The sequence below is a fragment of the Actinotignum sp. usb-actsch-rep-73 genome (assembly GCF_059082735.1).
This window is the reverse complement of the sequence record NZ_JBHNPV010000076.1, coordinates 1-18,964: the sequence shown is the minus strand read 5'-3', so window position 1 is coordinate 18,964 and position 18,964 is coordinate 1. Positions and strand designations below refer to the sequence as shown.

The following is an 18,964-nucleotide window of genomic DNA, read 5'->3' as shown; positions in this document are numbered from 1 at the left end:
GGCAACGATGCCATGGCACGTGATTGCCTGGGATGACTGCTCATCCCTGAATGGAGAACGGTTCAGCGCAGGTATCGACATCGTGAAACAATGCGTTTCTTAGCGTTATTGGTAGAGATAAACGGTAATTTCGTTAAAAAGGGGAAGGAAAGCATGGGTCACATCGAGTCAAACAGCGCAGATCGATTGAAGATTCCTACCCCGGTAACTCAAGACCGCCTGAAGGATCTTTTCAATCAACGTAGCTGGACGTGGTTCGTTGATAATGAAGGCGATTTGGGTGGTCGCTGGAATGGCTACACCTTTTATTTTTTGTTGACTGGAAAGAACCAAGAGATTCTCCATATCCTGGGTGGCTGGGGTAACCCCATCAATCCGGACCGTCTACCAGAGGCACGTGCTTTTATTGCTGACTGGCATAGGAAACACCTCTGGCCGAAAGTCTGCTCGACCCTTAACGATCAGGGAGTCGTCAATATTCGAGTAGAGAACACTGTTGACTGGGAGTCTGGCGCAACAGACGAACAGCTCTACCAGCAGATCGATTGTGCGCTTGGCACGGGGATGCAATTCTTTGAAGCACTGAACGAGGAGCTGTCGTTATGAGCGGAATCTTTGATCGAATTAAGAAGATCTTGAAAGCCCAAGTAGCAGATGAAGTGCCAAAGGATGCTTCTGCCAAAGACGGCCTCGTCCTAGATGTAGACGCAGACCTGCAAGAACTCCAGTCCCTTCAGGTTCCCAGTGAAGATGACAACGGGGAAGACCAAGGTAGGGGAGCTTCTTCGGCAGATGATGTGCAGGATCGTTCGGACCAGCCCGATCAGCTGGATCTGACTCGTCCAGTCACCCTTGAACGTGTCGGGTTCTTTTTCGACTCACAGGGTTGGAATTGGGAGATCGACGACGAGGGCGACTTTGTGACAGGTTTCGATTCGAATCAGTACGTGTTCCGGATCACCGGCAAGAAGAATGAAATCTTCACAATTATTGCCTTTCGAAGCACCCCCGTTGATGCTCAGCTGAGGTCAGAAGTCGAGCTACTGATTGAAGATTGGCATGCGACTCACCTGTGGCCGATGGCTTCGTTTACTGAAAAGAACGGAGAGATTCGAATTCTGGCAGAAGTGAACTTGGACTGTGAGTGGGGGCTTTCTGATGCGCAGCTTGTTACTCAGTGCAAATGCGGAATCGGCACAATTTCCGCCTTCTTTGAGGAAGTAGATCAGAAATTTGGCCCAGCTCCATCGGAATCTGACATGAACGGCGACTACAGCGAATAGTGCGCTGTTCGCGACACTAGCGTAGGAACTCTGCCGATCATGTGGCAGACACAGTCATTTATTAAAGGGGGGATGTGATGGACACTCCGCTCACATCGCGGGCTACAGCTTATCCCCTGCTGAATGAGCGCGGTGAAACGACGCGTTCTCACATCCTCGACGCTGTCCGAGCTGAGATTGTTGAGCGTGGGGCTACAGCGATGACGGTTTCTTCAATCTCGAAGCGAGCGAACCTCACGCGCTCCCTGTTCTACCACTACTTTGCGACCAAAGATGAAGCCGCCTCGGCGGTCCTCGACAGTGTGATTGATGACTTTCTCGCTCAGGTTCGTCAGTGGAACGAGGGGCGAGAACTCGGAAACGTTGATAAAGCTCTTGATGACGCAGTGCATCTTATGTGTTCGATCATCGATCAAGACAGTCCATTCAGCATGAGCTTGGCGGGGACTGGGAACGGGCAACTGTATCTGCAGTTCATTGACCGCGCGGCCGACCGTATTGCGCACTTCATTGTGGATAACACCGTAGAAGATTTCCGCCGACACCATGAGATCAAAATTGGTGACCTTTACGAGACCTTCTACATGCTTATCGTCGGTCTGATCTCCCTGATGAGAACGCGCCCGGATATCAGCGAAGCGGCGGTTAAACGAATCGTCGCCCACACCCTCCAGATTGACGATCTCGTTCAACTCGATTGATGAAGGATTTCTTCATTGAGGGAATGCGCGGAGCTCAAACAGTGATTGACAGGGTGTAAATGTTGGCCCTAGACTGTGTGAGTCAGTTCATATCTGTAGTGGCGCGCGCTTTGAATCTGGATCTTGACCCCGAAGGGTGGACCTTCATTTCTTGAGTCCGTGTCACGACTCAGCGTCCTGTGAGTGCAAGGAAGGCAAGAACAATGTTGTTCGAGGTCTACGGCGAACATGCCGCATATCAGTGGATTGGATGGGTGCTAGTTTTCGCTGCGCTCATCGGAGCGAATGAGATCGCGCGTCGTACAAAGGCGGGAGGCATCTTCTGTTTCCTTGTACTGCCGGCTATTTTGACGGTCTATTTCATTGCGATCTACGTAGGTGCTGGACAGGGTGCCGAGTGGGCGCTCAATAACCCGACCTACGTGCACATGAATAGCTGGTTCCACTATGCGAAGCTCTATGCGGCAACTGCTGGCTGTATTGGCTTCATGATGCTGAAGTATGGCTGGGGAAAAATCGGTCGTTCACATGCATTCAAGTGCTTCCCGTTCGTTATTGTTGCGATCAACATTCTGATTGCCGTTGTCTCTGATTTTGAGTCGGCGTTCCGCGCATTCGGCACGACCTGGGTTTCCTCCGAAGGTGTCACGCTGATGGGCGGTTGGCACAATGTCTTCAATGGCATCGCGGGTCTGATCAATATCTTCCTGATGACCGGCTGGTTTGGTATCTACGCTTCTCGAAAGAAGCAGGACATGCTCTGGCCAGACATGACGTGGGTGTTCATTGTCGCCTACGACCTCTGGAACTTCTGCTACACCTACAACTGTTTGCCGACTCACGCCTGGTACTGCGGTGTTGCCCTGCTTCTTGCACCGACGGTTGCCAACGCCTTCTGGAATAAGGGTGGTTGGATCCAGAATCGTGCAAATACGTTGGCTCTCTGGTGTATGTTCGCGCAGGTTGTTCCCGCGTTCCAGGACTACTCGAACTTCTCGGTTCGGTCCGTGAATAATCCGAATGTGAACCTGTTTGTTTCGATTCTCGCTCTGGTTGCCAACATTCTGGCTCTCGGCTACGTGATCTACCGTTCGCGCAAGCTTGGCCGTAACCCGTACACGAATGAAATCTTCGTGGGGACGAAGGATTTCGAGGCTGCAATGGCGCGCCGCGAGGATGTGGGTATCGCCTGATCCAGTTCGTATGGACGAGGCCCCGCCCGGCAATGTGCCGGGCGGGGTTTTCGCTTGTCAGATCACCTTTGTCGGCTAAGGGTGAGTAGCTGGCCTCGTGAATAGGGAAGCGGAAGGGGCGGAAGTTGAGTTTTCGGCGAGAAAAATAAAGTTGAGTGGAATAGACTCAACTTTGGAGCGTTGATATATGCAGACGCACGTGGGATCGCCACGTGCCCATATCTCGACGCAATGCGTCACTGGAGGAAATATGACCAACGAATTCACGACGAAAGCGCAGGAAGCTATTGGCTCTGCGCTCGAGTCAGCCAGGGCAGCTGGCAACCCGGGAGTTACGCCCCTGCATCTTTTGAATGCTCTGCTGACTCAGAACGAAGGAATTGCGACGGCGCTTCTCGATGCTGTCGGTGCCGACCGTAAGACGATCGGCGCGAGAGCGCGTAACGCTCTGCTCGCATTGCCAAGTATTCAAGGCTCGACCGCCCAAAACGCTCAGGCAGACCAGGCTCTGATGGGAGTCATCAACGACGCTCAGAAGCGTGCAGAAAAGGCTGGCGACGCTTATGTGTCGACTGAACACCTGATGATTGCGCTTGCCGCGTCAAAGAGCGAGGCCGGCACCATTCTTTCTCACAACGCGGCATCGCCCACCGCTTTGGAGGAAGCTCTGAAGACGCTCCGTCCGAATCCGATTACATCACCTGACCCGGAGGGGAGCTTCGAAGCTCTCAAGAAGTACGGGCGAGACCTGACCGAGGTTGCTCGCGAAGGCAAGCTCGACCCGGTGATCGGTCGTGACGCGGAGATTCGTCGCGTTGTGCAGGTACTGTCGCGTCGTACGAAGAACAACCCTGTCCTCATCGGTGAGCCCGGTGTGGGTAAGACTGCGGTTGTCGAAGGGTTGGCTCAGCGTATTGTCGCGGGCGATGTTCCGGCATCCCTGAAGGATAAGACGCTTATTGCTCTCGACCTGGCATTGATGGTGGCAGGCGCGAAATACCGCGGTGAATTTGAGGAGCGTCTGAAGGCTGTCCTCGAAGAAATCCAGCGCTCTGACGGGCAGGTCATCACCTTTATCGACGAGCTTCACACGGTCGTCGGTGCCGGTGGTGGGTCTGAAGGTGCGATGGATGCTGGCAATATGCTCAAGCCGATGCTTGCGCGTGGCGAACTGCGCATGGTTGGCGCGACCACGCTGGACGAGTATCGCGAGAACATTGAAAAGGACCCGGCTCTGGAACGTCGTTTCCAGCAGGTTTTCGTCGGCGAACCGTCCGTTGAGGATACGGTTGCGATCTTGCGCGGTATTGCGCCGAAGTACGAGGCCCACCATAAGGTGACAATCTCCGATGGTGCGCTCGTTGCGGCGGCAACCTTGTCGGATCGCTACATCACGGGGCGTCAACTGCCGGATAAGGCGATCGACTTGATTGATGAGGCTGCGTCTCGTCTGCGGATGGAACTTGATTCTTCCCCGATCGAGATCGATGAGTTGCGTCGCCAGGTGGATCGTCTGCGAATGGAAGAATCCTATCTGACCGAATCTGATTCGGATAAGACGGATGAAGCGACCCAGATTCGCCTAGAGAAGCTTCGTGCGGACCTCGCTGATAAGCAGGAAGAGCTGACTGCATTAACTGGACGCTGGGAGGCAGAGAAGGCCGGGCATAACAAGGTCGGTGATCTGCGCGTTCAGCTGGATGAACTGCGTACTCAGTTGGAACTTGCTATCCGTGAGAATCGTTGGGAAGAAGCCGGAAGGCTTCAGAACGGTGAAATCCCCGCGGTCGAACGCCAGATTGGCGAAGCCGAGGCGAACGCTGAAGCGGAAGATGAAGCAGCCGGCGAGCCGATGATCGCAGAGAAGGTTGGGCCGGCTGAGATTGCGGAAGTCGTGGAGTCCTGGACGGGTATCCCGACCGGTAAGCTCCTACAGACGGAAACCGAGAAGCTTCTGACCATGGAAGATGCGATCGGGCATCGACTGATTGGTCAGAAGATGGCCGTCGCGGCGGTGTCCGATGCGGTTCGGCGTTCCCGTGCGGGGATTGCGGATCCGAATCGTCCGACCGGTTCGTTCCTGTTCCTCGGTCCGACGGGTGTCGGTAAGACGGAGCTGGCGAAGTCGCTGGCGGAGTTCCTCTTCGATGATGAGCGAGCGATGATTCGCATCGACATGTCGGAGTACTCCGAGAAGCATTCGGTCGCGCGCCTCGTCGGCGCCCCTCCGGGATACGTTGGATACGAGCAGGGTGGTCAGCTGACCGAAGCTGTTCGCCGTCGTCCGTATTCGGTGATCCTTTTGGATGAGGTCGAAAAGGCTGATCCGGAAATCTTCGACATTCTGCTTCAGGTTCTCGACGATGGTCGCTTGACTGACGGTCAGGGCCGCACGGTTGATTTCAGGAATACGATCTTGATTTTGACATCGAACCTTGGCTCGCAGTTCCTATCCGATCAGTCTTTGACGCAAGAGATGAAGACTGATGCGGTGATGGAGACGGTGCGTCATGCATTCAAGCCGGAGTTCTTAAACCGTCTGGATGAGACGGTCATGTTCGACCCGCTGTCGGCGGATGACTTGGCTGGCATTGTTGACCTGATGGTCGGCCAGCTCGCGAAGCGTCTTGAGAGCCGTCGCATCACGCTCGATGTGTCCGAGCCTGCCCGCGGTCTGCTGACCCGGATTGGCTACGACCCGGCTTACGGTGCTCGTCCGCTACGTCGCCTGATCCAGAAGGAAATCGGTGACAAGCTGGCGAAGATGCTTCTAGCCGGCGAGGTTGGCGATGGTTCGACCGTTCGCGTCGATGTTTCCGAAGACTTGGAGACTCTGTCGATGCAGGTAGTCGCAGAAGGTGAAGAGCCGGACATCTTCTCCTGCTGATTGATTCACGAGGCCGTGTGGGGCGCGGGTTTTCAACGCGCGCCCCACACGTGCACTTGTCACCAGAACTCGTGGCCGATAAGGGCGCGTTTAGAATAGGGGGGCACACCGATAACAGCACGGCCCGAACAATCGAGCGAGCGTCACAACGCAGAAGGGGACACGCATGGCAGTGATCACGAGCGAACTGATGGATATTCCTTTTGCTCATGCGTATGCGTTGAATGCTGGGGGACAGACCCTGGTCAAGGTTGGTGACACGTCGACCGTCTATCCGCTGGCGTCTGTCACGAAGCTTCTGATGGCATGGTCAACGTTGGTTGCAGTCCAGCGAGGCTTTATCAGTTTGGGCGATCCGGCTGGTCCCGAAGGGTCCACGATTCGCCACCTTCTGGCTCACGCCTCGGGCTTGCCCGCAGAATCTCGCGATGCACAGTTCGGCGTCGAAAAACGACGTGTTTACTCCAACGCCGGTTTCGAGATCCTTGGTGATGCGGTTGCCGAAGCAACGGGAACAGACATCGGTCGATGGATTGAAGAATCCGTGATCGAGCCTCTGGGCATGACAACGGCGGACGTTCCCGGTTCAGTCGCACGCTCTGGGCGAGCAAGTATTGATGACCTGCTGATCCTCGGCCAGGAGCTCCTGCATCCAACTTTGATCAGCGATGCGCTATCGACTGAAGCGGTAACCCCGCAGTTCCCCAACCTCGCGGGCGTTGTCCCCGGATACGGTCGGCATAACCCGTGCCCGTGGGGACTCGGCCTTGAAATCCGGGGAACGAAGAACCCGCACTGGACCGCCCCAGATGCCCCGGCCACAACATTCGGCCACTTCGGAGTCTCAGGCTCGTTCCTCTGGGTTGACCGTGAACACGACGCGACCGCAGCGTTCCTTGGTTCACAAGAATTCGGCCCCTGGCATAAGGAACAATGGTCACAGCTCAACGCCCAATTGCAGGGCCTCGTGAATGCCTAACTGTCAGGCGCGAAGGTGGCTCTGATTCCAAGTGGTCAGTCGGCAATGTCGATGATGACTGGCACATGATCCGACGCGCCCTTGCCCTTACGCTCATCCCGATCGATCTGAGCCTCAACCACACGCGACGCCAACGCGGGGGAGGCGTACACAAAGTCAATGCGCATGCCCTCATTCTTCGGGAAGCGTAGCTTCTGGTAATCCCAGTAGGTGTAGTTGGTGACGCGGTCGCGGGTGATTTCGTCCCACCCATCATCGGCGAAAGCAAAGAATGCGTCGCGCTCGGGTTGTGAGACGTGGGTGGCGTCGGCAAATGCGGTCATGTCCCACACGTCCTCATCAAAGGGGGCGACATTCCAGTCACCGACCATGGCGATCTGCGCCTTCGGGTCCTCAGACAGCCACTGCACCCCGTTTTCCTTCAAGACGCGTAGCCACTCGAGCTTGTAGACGTAATGAGGGTCGGTCAGCTCACGACCGTTCGGGATATACAGGCTCCAGATCGTGAACGGTGAGCTATCGGGCGATTCGACAGTAACGCCGAGTGCGCGAGCCTCCACAACCGGAGGATTCCCAAATGCGGGTTGGCCCGCGAAATGATCCTCGACCTTAAGAATCGGTAGGCGCGAGGCTACCGCAACACCGTTCCACTGATTCAGGCCGTGAATCCGAACCTCGTACCCCGCTTCGGTGAACTGGTCGACGGGGAACTGGTCGGGTTTGCACTTAATTTCCTGCATCGCTAGTACGTCTGTGCTCGAGCGTTCAAGGAAAGCGATGACGCGATCGACGCGGGTGCGGATGGAGTTGACGTTCCAGGTAGCAAATCTCATGGGTAAACCCTAGCCGGCAGGCTCCGACCTCGCTTGTTCGGGGTTTGACTTCGCTTGTTCACGGATTGAGTCCGCGCTTGTTCGCCAAAGACCTGTTTGTCAGTCTCTTTCGCTCCTGCGGTAGTTGAGGGTGAAGGTCCCTGACGCTGGCGTGTTTTGCCTCGTAGGCTTATCTCATGGGAACTGCACTTGTTACCGGCGCGACGTCGGGCATTGGCGAAGAGTTTTGTTGGCAACTGGCTGCAGGTGGCCATGACCTGGTCCTGGTGGCACGGAGTGAAGCGACATTGCATCAGCTTGCGGAGCGACTTCACGCCTACGCGGGGATTAACGCAGAGGTGATCGTCGCTGACTTGGCGAATCCTGACCAGCTGGCTCGCGTCGCTGAGCGTCTGGATGTGGGTGGTGCTGAAGTGGGCGCTTCGGCTCTGAAGCCCATCGATCTGCTGGTGAATAATGCCGGATTCGGGCTAGGTACGTCCTTCCCTGACAACGACCTTGATGCTGAGCTCTATGGCTTGGATGTCATGGTTCGTGCGGTGATGGTGTTGTCGCATCATGCAGCTCGGTCGATGCGCGTGCGCCACCGAGGTGCCATCATCAACACGGCATCGGTAGCGTCGCGAACAGGGGCGGGCACCTACTCCGCGCATAAAGCATGGGTCGTTGCGTTCACCGAGGGCCTGTCGGAGGAATTACGAGGCTCGGGAGTGACTGCTACCGCTGTTATGCCGGGGCCGGTTCGTACTGAATTCTTTACAAAGGCTGGTGTCGATATGGAAGAGGTGCCGGATACGTTCTTGGCGACCCCTGAGGAAGTTGTGACTGCTGGCCTTGACGCGGTGCGTCGCGGGAAAGTGTTGGTCACACCGACTGTTCCTGCGAAGGTCGGGATGGCGTTGATGAAGTTTGCTCCGCGTTCTTTGACGCGTCGTGTGATGCGGGCTGTTCCGCATATGTGAGTGCGTATCAGCACTTAATGGGGCTACTGTTACTAATGTGATTGGTGATAATAATGTGGTTTAGCTCTTGCTCCCTCATTTTGTTCACCGATACTCTGTAATGACATGTCTGCTCGACGTGTGTCCGTTGACTCCCATTCAACGATCAGTCGATTGAAGGAAGAACTCGCCAATGAAACTGCGTATGACGAAGCGAACGGCTCTGCTTGGCCTCGTAGCTGCCGCGCTTATCATTTCCGGAGTAAAAGCGACAAGCGCCGACTCCGCGCAGAGTGCAACAGGGGTAACTATTCCGCAAGCAGCTCAGATGGACCTGCAGTCGGGCGTAAATCCTTTGTCCCCTTCAACGGTGACAACCTCCACCACTCCCTACGCCCCGTCCGGAGGAAACTGGCAGAACATTGGTGGCGATTGGCGTTGGGCTGCTAACGGCACGGGTCTCCAGATTGCGTCAACCTGGGCAAAAATCAATGGGCACATCTATCACTTTGATACAACAGGCTGGATGAATACCAGTTGGTACAAAGAGGATGGCACTTGGTACTATTTCCAGCCTTCAGGAGGCTATGCGGGAGCCCTACACACCGCCGGCTGGCTCAAGCTCGGCGAAACCTGGTACTACCTTGATCCGACGACCGGCAAGATGGTCGCAGACACGGAGAAGACCATCAACGGAAAGCTATACCTCTTCGACATTGACGGCAAGATGAAGACCGGCTGGGTCTCCATGTCGCAAGGTTGGCGCTACATCGACGCATTAGGTGACCGCGTCTTCGGCTGGCTCAAGCTGAACGGCACCTGGTACTACCTTGATCCGTCCACGGGAATCATGCAGACCGGCCGACGCGCGATCAATGGAACCACCTACGTGTTCAACTCTTCGGGTGCAATGTCTACCGGCTGGACCAAGTTGAAGGAAGGCTGGCGCTATTCCGATTCCAACGGCGTCGAGTACCTCGGCTGGCTGGGTCTGAATGGGGCGTGGTATTACCTCGATCCATCAAATGGCGTCATGGTCGAAAATGCTTCCAAGACAATTGGTGGCAGGACCTACACTTTCGACGCCAATGGCAAGATGAAGACCGGCTGGGTATCAAACTCTGACGGTTGGCGTTACCTCAACGCATCCGGGTACGAAACCTACGGCTGGTTGAATGATCGAGGAACGTGGTACTACCTTGATCCGTCCACGGGAATCATGAAGACCGGACGCCACACGATCAATGAAACCACCTACGTGTTCAACGCTTCGGGTGCAATGTCTACCGGCTGGGCACGTCTGAGCGATGGTTGGCACTACTCCTCAACCAGTGGTGCCGAGGCTGTTGGCTGGGCAATCGTGAACGGCTACTGGTACTACATGGATCCCTCAACGGGCATCATGGTCGCAAACACCTCGAAGAATATTGGTGGAAAAACCTACTCCTTCGACGCTTCTGGAGTATGGCGTTCCTGAACGTCTGGTCGTCCTCGTAAAATCCGCGCAACCCCGAACGTGAAATTGTTCGATGTGCTGGATAGTCCGGAAGTCGACGTGCTCATTTCGTCGTGATTCGCTGCTGTACAGTAACGTGCGCCATTCGATAAGGTGATTCCTGAGTAGTATTTACTAGTAATCCAATGTGGCTGATCTTGGTGCCATCTACGGAATTGCAATACAAGGGGAACAATGAGAGTTTCACACCAAGTCCCGTGGCGTACATTGGCAAGCGCGTGTGTTATCTCTGGGCTTGTCCTGTCGACGAACGTCGCCACGTTTGCTGACGAAAACGGTGAAAGCGCACCTTTGACCGTCGCAACCCAGAGCGATCCCCAAGAAAACCCGCAGAATCAAGTGGGGGGTACTTCACCTCTAGGAGCTGAAACCGTAGCTCCTGTCGCTACCCCGAAAAAGACGACTGCCCACGAGCCTTTGCAATCCCCTGAAGGTTCATGGATCTACTCCGGCGTCTGGCAGTGGAAGCAACCCGATGGGACGCTCCTGAAAGACTCGTGGGCGCGCATTAACGGCTCCACCTACTACTTCGATGCGAACGGGACCATGGCAAGTAACTGGTTCCGCAACTCTGATTCGTGGTTCTACGCATCCGCGTCTGGTGCTCTTACCACAGGTTGGTTGAATGATCGAGGTACGTGGTACTACCTCGATTCTGAAACGGGACAGATGGTCACCGGCCAGAAGCAAGTGGAAAACGAAACCTACTTCTTCAATGCCTCCGGCGCGATGTTGACCGGTTGGGTTGAGATCTCCGATGGGTGGCATTACGCGACTACGTTCGGCGTTGAAGTTCATGGTTGGTTGAATGATCGAGGTACGTGGTACTACCTTGATCCGTCCACGGGAATCATGCAGACCGGCCGACGCACGATCAATGGAACCACCTACGTGTTCAACGCTTCAGGTGCAATGTCTACCGGCTGGACCAAGCTGAAGGAAGGCTGGCGCTATTCCGATTCCAACGGCGTCGAGTACCTCGGCTGGCTGGGTCTGAATGGGGTGTGGTATTACCTCGATCCATCAAATGGCGTCATGGTTGAAAATGCTTCCAAGACAATTGGTGGCAGGACCTACACTTTCGACGCCAATGGCGCAATGAAGACCGGCTGGGTTGAGATGTCCGATGGGTGGCATTACGCGACTACGCTCGGCGATGAAGTTCATGGTTGGTTGAATGATCGAGGTACGTGGTACTACCTTGATCCCGTTACAGGCATCATGGCGACAGGCGAGCGAACTATCGGCGGGAACTCCTATGAGTTCGCATCTAACGGTGCGATGTTGACCGGATGGTACAAGCGCGCAGATGGTTGGCATTACCGCAAGCCTTCAGGTGAAGTCGGTCTTGGATGGCAACGGGTTGGTTTAGATTGGTACTACCTTGATCCCGTTACAGGCATCATGGCGAATGCTGGTCGCACGATCGACGGGAAATGGTACAACTTCCTCTCATCGGGTCAATGGGTCAACTACCAAGCTCCTGCCGGCTATCTACAACCGACAATGTCAATTCAGTCCCTTGGATGGGCTACCAATACTCTGACCTACGGCATGAACGGCGTGAAAGTCAGAATCGTTCAACAGCGCCTAGGTATCTGGCACACGATGAAGCTGGCGTCCGTTGACAGTAGTTTTATGTCGGCAGTGCGTAACTTCCAGCGTCGAGCGGGCCTGCCACAAACGGGCGTCGTCGACGAGCGCACATGGAACGCGATGGGAACCGGGTATTCCTGGTATGTCGACCAGTATCAAGTTGCGCCGACCGTTTCGGTTAGCGCAACCCGCTCCGAACACATTGAAGCAATGATTTCCTACGCCTTGGCGCAGGTGGGATCGCCCTACACTTGGGGTGGAGCTGGCCCGTACAACTTGGGCTTTGACTGTTCGGGTTTGGTGCTTCAAGCACTACACGCAGGTGGCCTTGATCCACAACCGATTAACGTGCTCAAGCATGCGTGGCCTGCCTATCGCACCTCGCAGGAGCTCTACAACTACTCCGGATTCCAATATCTTCCGCTGTCGCAAAGGCAACGTGGTGACTTGATCTTCTACACGTCGGGTGGCGTAGTGACGCATGTGTCGCTCTACTTGGGTAATGAGCGGGTTGTCCACACCGACTGGATGGGGAATCCGGCTCGTGTTGATTCCGTGTGGACCAGCTACGGATACTCCAACACCGCACCGTGGATCATTCGCCCGTTCCCGTAAAGAGAATCGTGATCTAGCAGGTCGGTAGCTTTCCAGTTTGCCGGCACGTAACGAGGCCCCTCAGGAAACTGAGGGGCCTCGTTCGTCAGTATAGGGAAGCGAGAGTCTTTACTGGTCTTGAGATCTTTACTGGTCTTGAGATTTTCCTTGGAGATCTGCCTTGGAACTCTGTCTTAGAACACGATTGGCCAGTGCGGAAGACAGTTGGTCAAGGTGATGTGCGCGGAGTTGAAGAGCTCCACAGTTGATGCATATTCGGGGTTCAACTCGGGCATCTTCCCGGTCTTAATTGCTTCTTCTGCAGCCCGATCATCAACGTATTCGTTTAAGGAGCCGTCAGACAGGCGCGCACTTGCATCCGCGTACGCTTTGAACGCCTCCGTTGCATGAGTACCAGTGGAATCCACCGATCCTGCTTGCACCAGAGCATCAGTTTGTGCCGAGGCAAAAGCCTTGACGAAAGAAGCCCACGCGGTAGTTGCAGTGGTGGAATTGCCCGAGACTGTTGCTTCAGTAAAGGCTTGTCCTTCAGGTAAGGACTCGAGTGCCTGGACGAGAATGTCATCCATCGCTTGGCAGCCCGCTGAAGGAGCGCTCATCTCGGGAAGCGCTTGGGTTGATTGAGGATCGGCATAGATCCCCGCTCCAGCCTCAGATCCGATTGACTGCGCTGTGGGGGCAGATTGTGGGCTTGCCTTGGGCGATGGTGAGCATGCGCCAAGAGTAAGCGTGAGACCTGCAACCGCGCTCAAACACACTGAGCAACGTCCCGGAAAGAGTTGATTTCGCATCAGATTCCTACCGCGAAATCAGGCCAGATCGAGGTCTTCAAGACCGAGCGCATAGAAGTAGGGGAATCCCTCAGCCTCGATGCGTTCTTTAGCGCCAGTTGCGCGGTCAACGATGACTCCAACAGCAACGACCTCGGCTCCTGCTTCACGCAGAGCAGTGGCAGCTTCCAGAGGTGAACCGCCAGTGGTCGAGGTGTCTTCGAGGACAACCACGCGCTTGCCGACCACGTCCGGCCCCTCAATGCGACGCTTCATGCCGTGATCCTTGGCAGCCTTGCGCACAACGAAAGCATCAAGGTCGAGGCCACGCGAAGAAGCGGCATGCATCATTGCGGCTGCAACGGGGTCTGCTCCCATGGTCAGGCCGCCAACTGCAACATAGTCTTCGCCCGGAGCGAAACCGGATTCTTCCAAAAGATCGAGCATGACGTGGCCGATCAGGGGCGCAGCTTCGTGATGAAGCGTTGCGCGACGCATATCAACGTAGAAATCAGATTCGCGACCGGAAGCCAGAGTCACCTTTTCGTGGATGACGGCGAGTTCCTTGACGAGTTCGGACAGGCGGGCTTTTTGAGAGTCATTCGTCATGCTTCACAGTCTAGACGGTAGGTGGGCATAGAGGATGGGACGCTTTCGCCACATCTCTCGCTCCGTAGCCGGCCGTATACGAAAGTGCCCCCAACCTTTGAACTGTCTCCCGGAAGTTGGACTGATTTATTCAGTTTTCTTCCGGAGGACAGTTCACTTCAGGCTGGGGGCAGTATCGTCAAGAGCTCGAGCATTCAGCCCGAGAAGGGAAAACAGGCGGTCAGCCGGCGATTGCCTCGACCAGCTCAATCAGCTCACCAATACCCTCGTGAATTCCGAATGGGCGGTATGGATACTGTTCGACCTGTTCGATTGACGTTGAGCCGGACAGCACAAGGTGCGTGCGCAGACCGGCTTCAACACCCGCCTGAATATCCGTGTCCATGCGGTCGCCGACCATTGCAGCGTGCTCAGAGTGAGCGCCGATCTTGTTCAGACCTGCGCGAATCATCACGGGGTTCGGTTTGCCGACGAAGTAGGGGCGCTTACCGGTGGCTGCGGTGATCATTGCTGCGATCGAACCGGTGGCGGGCAGTGTGCCTTCATCCGAGGGACCCGTGACGTCCGGGTTGGTGGCGATGAACTTTGCGCCACTTTCGATCAGTCGGATTGCTCGGGTAATCGCGTTGAAGTCGTAGTTACGTGTCTCGCCGAGCACCACGTACTCAGGATCCTGATCGGTCATGATGTAGCCGGCGCCGTGGAGCGCGGTCGTCAGTCCGGCCTCGCCAATCACGAATGCGGACGAGTTGGGTGACTGCTGCGACAGGAATGCTGCGGTTGCGTTTGCCGAAGTCCAAATATGCTCCTCGGCAACATCCAAACCGGACCGTTCAAGTCGAGCAGACAGGTCGCGGTTGGTGAAGATTGAGTTGTTCGTCAGAACCAAGAATGGCATGTTCTTGGCGCGCAGTGCCTCAAGGAACTGCTGAGCTCCGGGAAGCGCGCGGTTTTCCTTGACCAGAACACCGTCCATGTCGGAAAGCCATGCGGAAACAGGTGGCATGTCAGTGAGCGCCTTGGGCGCGATTTCGTTATCAGTCATGTCTTTATCCTATGTGGAATATCGGGGAAAGACATGGATAAGGGTCTATTCGGGATCTGCGTCGATTGCGCCGTGAATGTCGTTGAACAGCAGGTTCGAGATTTCAACTTGAACGTATTCGACGCGCGGAACATCGTGCAGGACAAGCGGGTCGTCTGCGCTGGTCTGCAGAGTCAGAGTGCCACACCCGAACAGGCGGTCGATAAAGTCGCGGTCCATTGCTACGTCGGAAATGCGCGTGATAGGCAGGTCGTGACCCTTCTTATTGATGATGCCGTGGCGCGTGATGATGCGCTTCGTGGTCAGCGTGAAGGTCGTGGTGAACCAGCGGATGAACGGCATGATGAAGATCGGGAATGTCGCGACGATGACGATTGCCCAGACGATCTCGTGGCTGTAGGGCGCCCACTCAGTCGGTAGGTAGACCGACGCGAAGACGCCGACAATGATCAGAACCAGCTCAGCCAGCGTATTGCCAAGGATGGCTTTGAAGTGCGTGCGCATACGGCGGACAATGTGTTCGTCTTGGGACAAGAGTGCATGACGTGGAGACATGTCTTAATCGTGCCATTATTTCCCCCGCTTGTGCTTGCTATGTAATGCAAGACGCTATCGTTATGCCCGTGAGTAATGATTATCAGGATGTCGTCAGCGCCGGTGAGCGCGGTGCGCAGGTGCCAGGCCGTGTGCTCTCCGGTGGTGCAATGGGGGACGAGGCCACGCCTGCTTCTGAAAGCAGGCCCGGTGTTGGTCCGTGGGTTGGCGAGCTTCCGACCGATGAAAAGTACGATCCTGAACTACTGAAGAACGGCGATCATCGTAACGTTGAAGACCAGTATCGCTACTGGACGATGGACGCGATCCGCGAAGACATCGCAGCCCACGCGCTCCCGTTCGAGGTTGCAATCGAGAACCTCGGTCATGACTTCAATATCGGGTCTATCGTGCGCACTGCGAATGCGCTGGGAGCTAGCCGAGTCCACATCGTCGGGCGTCGTCGTTGGAATCGTCGCGGGGCAATGGTGACTGACCGCTACCTGCAGATCGATCACTGCCAGACTCCCGAAGACCTTGCCCGATCGTGCGCAGAGCGCGGAATGAGCCTCGTCGGCGTCGATAACGTGGAGGGCTCCAAGCCACTGGAATCCACTGAACTGCCGAAGCGTGCGTGCCTGATTTTCGGCGAGGAATCCTCCGGTTTGAGCCAGGAAATGAGCGACCTTGCCGAGGTGATCGTCCACATTACCCAGCGAGGATCGACGCGCTCAATGAATGTTGGCCACGCGGCGGCAATCGCGATGTGGGCGCACGCGTCCAGTTTGGCCTGACGCTTCAGTGATGTGCGCGGCCTCGTTCCTCATCGGCGAGGCCGGGATGGCGAAGCTAAAACTACGCTGTTTTTTTGTTGCCTGCACGGGCAAAAGTCCACCTTAGAGGCACTTATGTGCAGGAAATAGGGACTTCCTACCTCACATGAAACTTGCGATGTGTGGAACAATAGCCAGTGACAAATCTGTCGTTCGAATAGGAGGCTCCTGTGCCTGTCGCAACCCCTGAGGTCTACGCCGAGATGCTGAACCGCGCGAAGGAAGGCAAGTTTGCCTACCCCGCGATCAACGTGACCTCTTCCCAGACCGTTACCGCTGCTATCCAGGGCTTCGCCGAGGCAGAATCTGACGGTATCGTTCAGATTTCCGTCGGTGGCGCTGAATACGCTTCCGGTTCGACGATCAAGAACCGCGTCACCGGTTCGCTCGCCCTCGCTGCATACGCAACCGAGGTCGCCAAGAACTACGGCGTGACCATCGCTCTGCACACCGACCACTGCGCAAAGCAGAATATTGATTCCTGGATCCGCCCGCTCATGGAGATTGAAGCAACCCAGGATCTGCCGACCTTCCAGTCGCACATGTGGGACGGCTCCGCTGTTCCGCTCGCCGAGAACCTGGAGATCGCCAAGGAACTCCTCGCCCTCTCCCAGAAGGCAAACACCATCCTCGAAATCGAAATCGGCGTTGTCGGTGGCGAAGAAGACGGTGTTGTCGGCGAAATCAACGAGAAGCTCTACACAACCACCGAAGATGCACTCAAGACCGTTGAGGCCCTCGGTCTTGGCGAGAACGGCCGTTACCTGACCGCTCTGACCTTCGGTAATGTCCACGGCGTTTACAAGCCGGGTCACGTCAAGCTTCGTCCCGAAATTCTGGGCACCATCCAGGAAGAGGTTGCAGCAAAGGTTGGTTGGAAGAACAACCGTCCGTTCGACCTGGTCATGCACGGTGGCTCCGGTTCGACCGCAGAGGAAATTGCCCTCGCAGTCGAAAACGGCGTCATCAAGATGAACGTCGACACCGACACCCAGTACGCCTTCACCCGTCCGGTCGTGGAGCACATGTTCCGCAACTACGACGGTGTCCTGAAGATCGACGGCGAGGTCGGCAACAAGAAGCAGTACGACCCGCGTTCGTGGGGCAAGTCCGCTGAAGCAGGCATGGCTGCTCGCGTCGTCGAGGCTTGCCAGCGTCTTGGTTCCGTCGGAACCAAGATGGCCTGATCTTTTACCTGATCAACGGACGGGGTCCGCAGCTACGGCTGCGGGCCCTTTCCGCGTTTAGCCCTGTTTCGCATGCGTGAGGGCGCACTTTTGTCCGGCCACACTGGAAGTTTTGCGCGCTTTCGCTGAAAGAGTGCCTCAGATAGCGACAACGCGGGTGAAACGTGATGAGATTAGAACAGTTCGACGTAAGAAGGGTGGTCGCTATGGGCCAGGTGTGGACTTCAGTTGAAGGCATGATCATCGGCGCGGGTCTTGATCCCAAGGCCGTTATCAATGAGTTGCATGAGCGCGCCATCCTAGCGAAAGTCGAGTGGTATCCGTCTGCCCCGCACTTTGTGGGCGTTGACTTCGCTGTTTCTGGCGGTCGTCTTGGCGTTGTTCGTGACAATACGATTTCTGAAGGTCCCACAATCGAGGATCTTGCCGAAGAGCTTGCATCCCGTTTTGAGGGCGAAGTCCGTATTTCGACCGTGGTCGTGGACCATACTCCCGAAGGGGGCAGTCCGCTTGCTGACGTGTGGGATGACGACTTGGATGACGATGAGCCGGCAGAATCCTCGCGAATCGTTGAGATTGGTAATACACCTGCGTCGTCGGTGCCGTTGCTTGCAGCGCTTGAGGGTATCGATCTTGCCGATCTTGAGGGCAATGGTGGCCAGCGCCTGCTTCTTGCTGAGCTTCCGGTTGAAAAAGCCGGTTGGAACTTCGGTGAACTGCCACTGATAACCCTGTCGAAGCAGGATGATGAGTTCCAAATTTTCCTGGTCACGGATGACCACTTGGAACACGTTGTTATTCACAACTGGGCGATGGACTCAAAGATCATTCCGGGCGCGCACAATGTGCCGACAGAGGTTGACGACGAGATCCTGGATCTCGTCGGCGAACGTCCGAATTTGAAGAAGATTGCGGACGCGGTGAACGGGTCGAACGTTGACGATCTGTACAAGTCGACGTCCCTGTTCGGTGATGACGCTGTTGTCGCTGCGGTGAAGGCGCTTGGTCTGCCCGAGTCCGTTGCGGGCTTCCTGCTAGGGCACATTGATGCCGATGAGGTTGAAGGCGCGAAGCTCCACATGGCTCGCGGTATTTCAAACGCGATCGGTCGTAGCGTGGACATCATGCTGAAGGAACCGGATTCACCGGCTCAGCCTCTATGGGAGTCCTACCATTCAATCGCCGTCGATCGTCCGCATCTGGTGAAGTATTTTGCCGGTGCCGAGGCTATCGTCGGCACGATGTTGCTGACCCTCGCGGCGCGCGCGCAGGCTCCGCGTCGTGGTTGGATGAAGTTCGGTGGTGTGCTCGGCGCTATTCTGCTGTTTGATTCGGTGGCAGAGTTGTCGCTGTCGCGTTACCTGCGTGCGAAAGAGGACCGCTAGTATCGCTTGCGATTGATGCGTCCTCGTGTGATGATCGCGCCAACTGCTTATTGACGA

The 18,964-nt window shown here is 55.9% G+C and carries 17 protein-coding genes; 12 read left to right on the top strand and 5 right to left on the bottom strand.

The annotated features are described in order from the left end of the window. Positions 1 to 153: 153 nt before the first annotated feature. The 6 genes from AC5RE1_RS06855 to AC5RE1_RS06830 all read left to right on the top strand — a co-directional run bounded on the left by AC5RE1_RS06855 (position 154) and on the right by AC5RE1_RS06830 (position 7,043). On the top strand, positions 154 to 606 hold the full coding sequence (locus tag AC5RE1_RS06855; RefSeq protein WP_493938486.1) for a type III secretion system chaperone family protein: 453 nt from the start codon (positions 154 to 156) through the stop codon (positions 604 to 606). Further along, positions 603 to 1,283: a YbjN domain-containing protein gene (locus AC5RE1_RS06850; RefSeq protein ID WP_493938485.1), complete on the top strand. Its 681-nt coding sequence runs from the start codon at positions 603 to 605 to the stop codon at positions 1,281 to 1,283. The genes AC5RE1_RS06855 and AC5RE1_RS06850 overlap by 4 nt, the downstream gene beginning before the upstream one ends. A 77-nt stretch (positions 1,284 to 1,360) precedes the next feature. Then, positions 1,361 to 1,984 carry a TetR/AcrR family transcriptional regulator gene (locus tag AC5RE1_RS06845; RefSeq protein ID WP_006680258.1) on the top strand — a complete coding sequence of 208 codons (624 nt, stop codon included), beginning with the start codon at positions 1,361 to 1,363 and terminating at the stop codon, positions 1,982 to 1,984. A gap of 203 nt (positions 1,985 to 2,187) precedes the next feature. Beyond that, entirely contained in the window at positions 2,188 to 3,177 is a 990-nt protein-coding gene (locus AC5RE1_RS06840; RefSeq protein WP_493938484.1) for a DUF5692 family protein, read from the top strand. 250 nt (positions 3,178 to 3,427) lie between these two features. Beyond that, positions 3,428 to 6,064, top strand: coding sequence for an ATP-dependent chaperone ClpB (gene clpB, locus AC5RE1_RS06835; protein ID WP_179369944.1), 2,637 nt, complete (start codon positions 3,428 to 3,430; stop codon positions 6,062 to 6,064). A gap of 166 nt (positions 6,065 to 6,230) precedes the next feature. Continuing rightward, positions 6,231 to 7,043, top strand: a complete 813-nt coding sequence (locus tag AC5RE1_RS06830; protein WP_006680255.1) for a serine hydrolase domain-containing protein — start codon at positions 6,231 to 6,233, stop codon at positions 7,041 to 7,043. A gap of 35 nt (positions 7,044 to 7,078) precedes the next feature. Here AC5RE1_RS06830 and AC5RE1_RS06825 read toward each other — a convergent pair whose 3' ends face one another. Then, positions 7,079 to 7,876, bottom strand: coding sequence for an exodeoxyribonuclease III (locus AC5RE1_RS06825; protein WP_493938483.1), 798 nt, complete (start codon positions 7,874 to 7,876; stop codon positions 7,079 to 7,081). A gap of 176 nt (positions 7,877 to 8,052) precedes the next feature. On the opposite strand from AC5RE1_RS06825, the gene AC5RE1_RS06820 reads away from it, so the two are divergent. The 3 genes from AC5RE1_RS06820 (at position 8,053) to AC5RE1_RS06810 (ending at position 12,544) form a co-directional block, all read left to right on the top strand. Further along, the gene (locus tag AC5RE1_RS06820) at positions 8,053 to 8,838 is read left to right on the top strand and encodes an SDR family NAD(P)-dependent oxidoreductase (protein ID WP_493938482.1); all 786 of its coding nucleotides are present in this window, start codon (positions 8,053 to 8,055) and stop codon (positions 8,836 to 8,838) included. A 172-nt stretch (positions 8,839 to 9,010) separates the two neighbouring features. Next, positions 9,011 to 10,294 carry a hypothetical protein gene (locus tag AC5RE1_RS06815; RefSeq protein WP_493938481.1) on the top strand — a complete coding sequence of 428 codons (1,284 nt, stop codon included), beginning with the start codon at positions 9,011 to 9,013 and terminating at the stop codon, positions 10,292 to 10,294. Positions 10,295 to 10,507: 213 nt separating this feature from the next. Further along, positions 10,508 to 12,544, top strand: a complete 2,037-nt coding sequence (locus AC5RE1_RS06810; RefSeq protein WP_493938480.1) for a C40 family peptidase — start codon at positions 10,508 to 10,510, stop codon at positions 12,542 to 12,544. Between the two features lie 173 nt (positions 12,545 to 12,717). Here AC5RE1_RS06810 and AC5RE1_RS06805 read toward each other — a convergent pair whose 3' ends face one another. From AC5RE1_RS06805 to AC5RE1_RS06790, 4 genes are all read right to left on the bottom strand, one after another. Continuing rightward, on the bottom strand, positions 12,718 to 13,335 hold the full coding sequence (locus tag AC5RE1_RS06805; protein WP_493938479.1) for a hypothetical protein: 618 nt from the start codon (positions 13,333 to 13,335) through the stop codon (positions 12,718 to 12,720). Between the two features lie 18 nt (positions 13,336 to 13,353). Further along, positions 13,354 to 13,923: an orotate phosphoribosyltransferase gene (gene pyrE / locus AC5RE1_RS06800; RefSeq protein ID WP_006680248.1), complete on the bottom strand. Its 570-nt coding sequence runs from the start codon at positions 13,921 to 13,923 to the stop codon at positions 13,354 to 13,356. Positions 13,924 to 14,143: 220 nt separating this feature from the next. Beyond that, complete coding sequence (locus AC5RE1_RS06795; protein WP_006680247.1) at positions 14,144 to 14,968, bottom strand: HAD-IIA family hydrolase; 825 nt, start codon at positions 14,966 to 14,968, stop codon at positions 14,144 to 14,146. A gap of 45 nt (positions 14,969 to 15,013) precedes the next feature. After that, complete coding sequence (locus AC5RE1_RS06790; protein WP_006680246.1) at positions 15,014 to 15,523, bottom strand: PH domain-containing protein; 510 nt, start codon at positions 15,521 to 15,523, stop codon at positions 15,014 to 15,016. 149 nt (positions 15,524 to 15,672) lie between these two features. Here AC5RE1_RS06790 and AC5RE1_RS06785 point away from each other — a divergent pair, with 149 nt between their 5' ends. The 3 genes from AC5RE1_RS06785 (at position 15,673) to AC5RE1_RS06775 (ending at position 18,907) form a co-directional block, all read left to right on the top strand. Beyond that, positions 15,673 to 16,296 (top strand): TrmH family RNA methyltransferase, encoded by a 624-nt coding sequence (locus AC5RE1_RS06785; protein WP_050998773.1) that lies wholly within the window; start codon positions 15,673 to 15,675, stop codon positions 16,294 to 16,296. Between the two features lie 209 nt (positions 16,297 to 16,505). Continuing rightward, positions 16,506 to 17,522, top strand: a complete 1,017-nt coding sequence (gene fbaA, locus AC5RE1_RS06780) for a class II fructose-bisphosphate aldolase (protein ID WP_006680244.1) — start codon at positions 16,506 to 16,508, stop codon at positions 17,520 to 17,522. Positions 17,523 to 17,728: 206 nt separating this feature from the next. Further along, positions 17,729 to 18,907 (top strand): hypothetical protein, encoded by a 1,179-nt coding sequence (locus AC5RE1_RS06775; RefSeq protein ID WP_493938478.1) that lies wholly within the window; start codon positions 17,729 to 17,731, stop codon positions 18,905 to 18,907. Positions 18,908 to 18,964 lie beyond the last annotated feature (57 nt).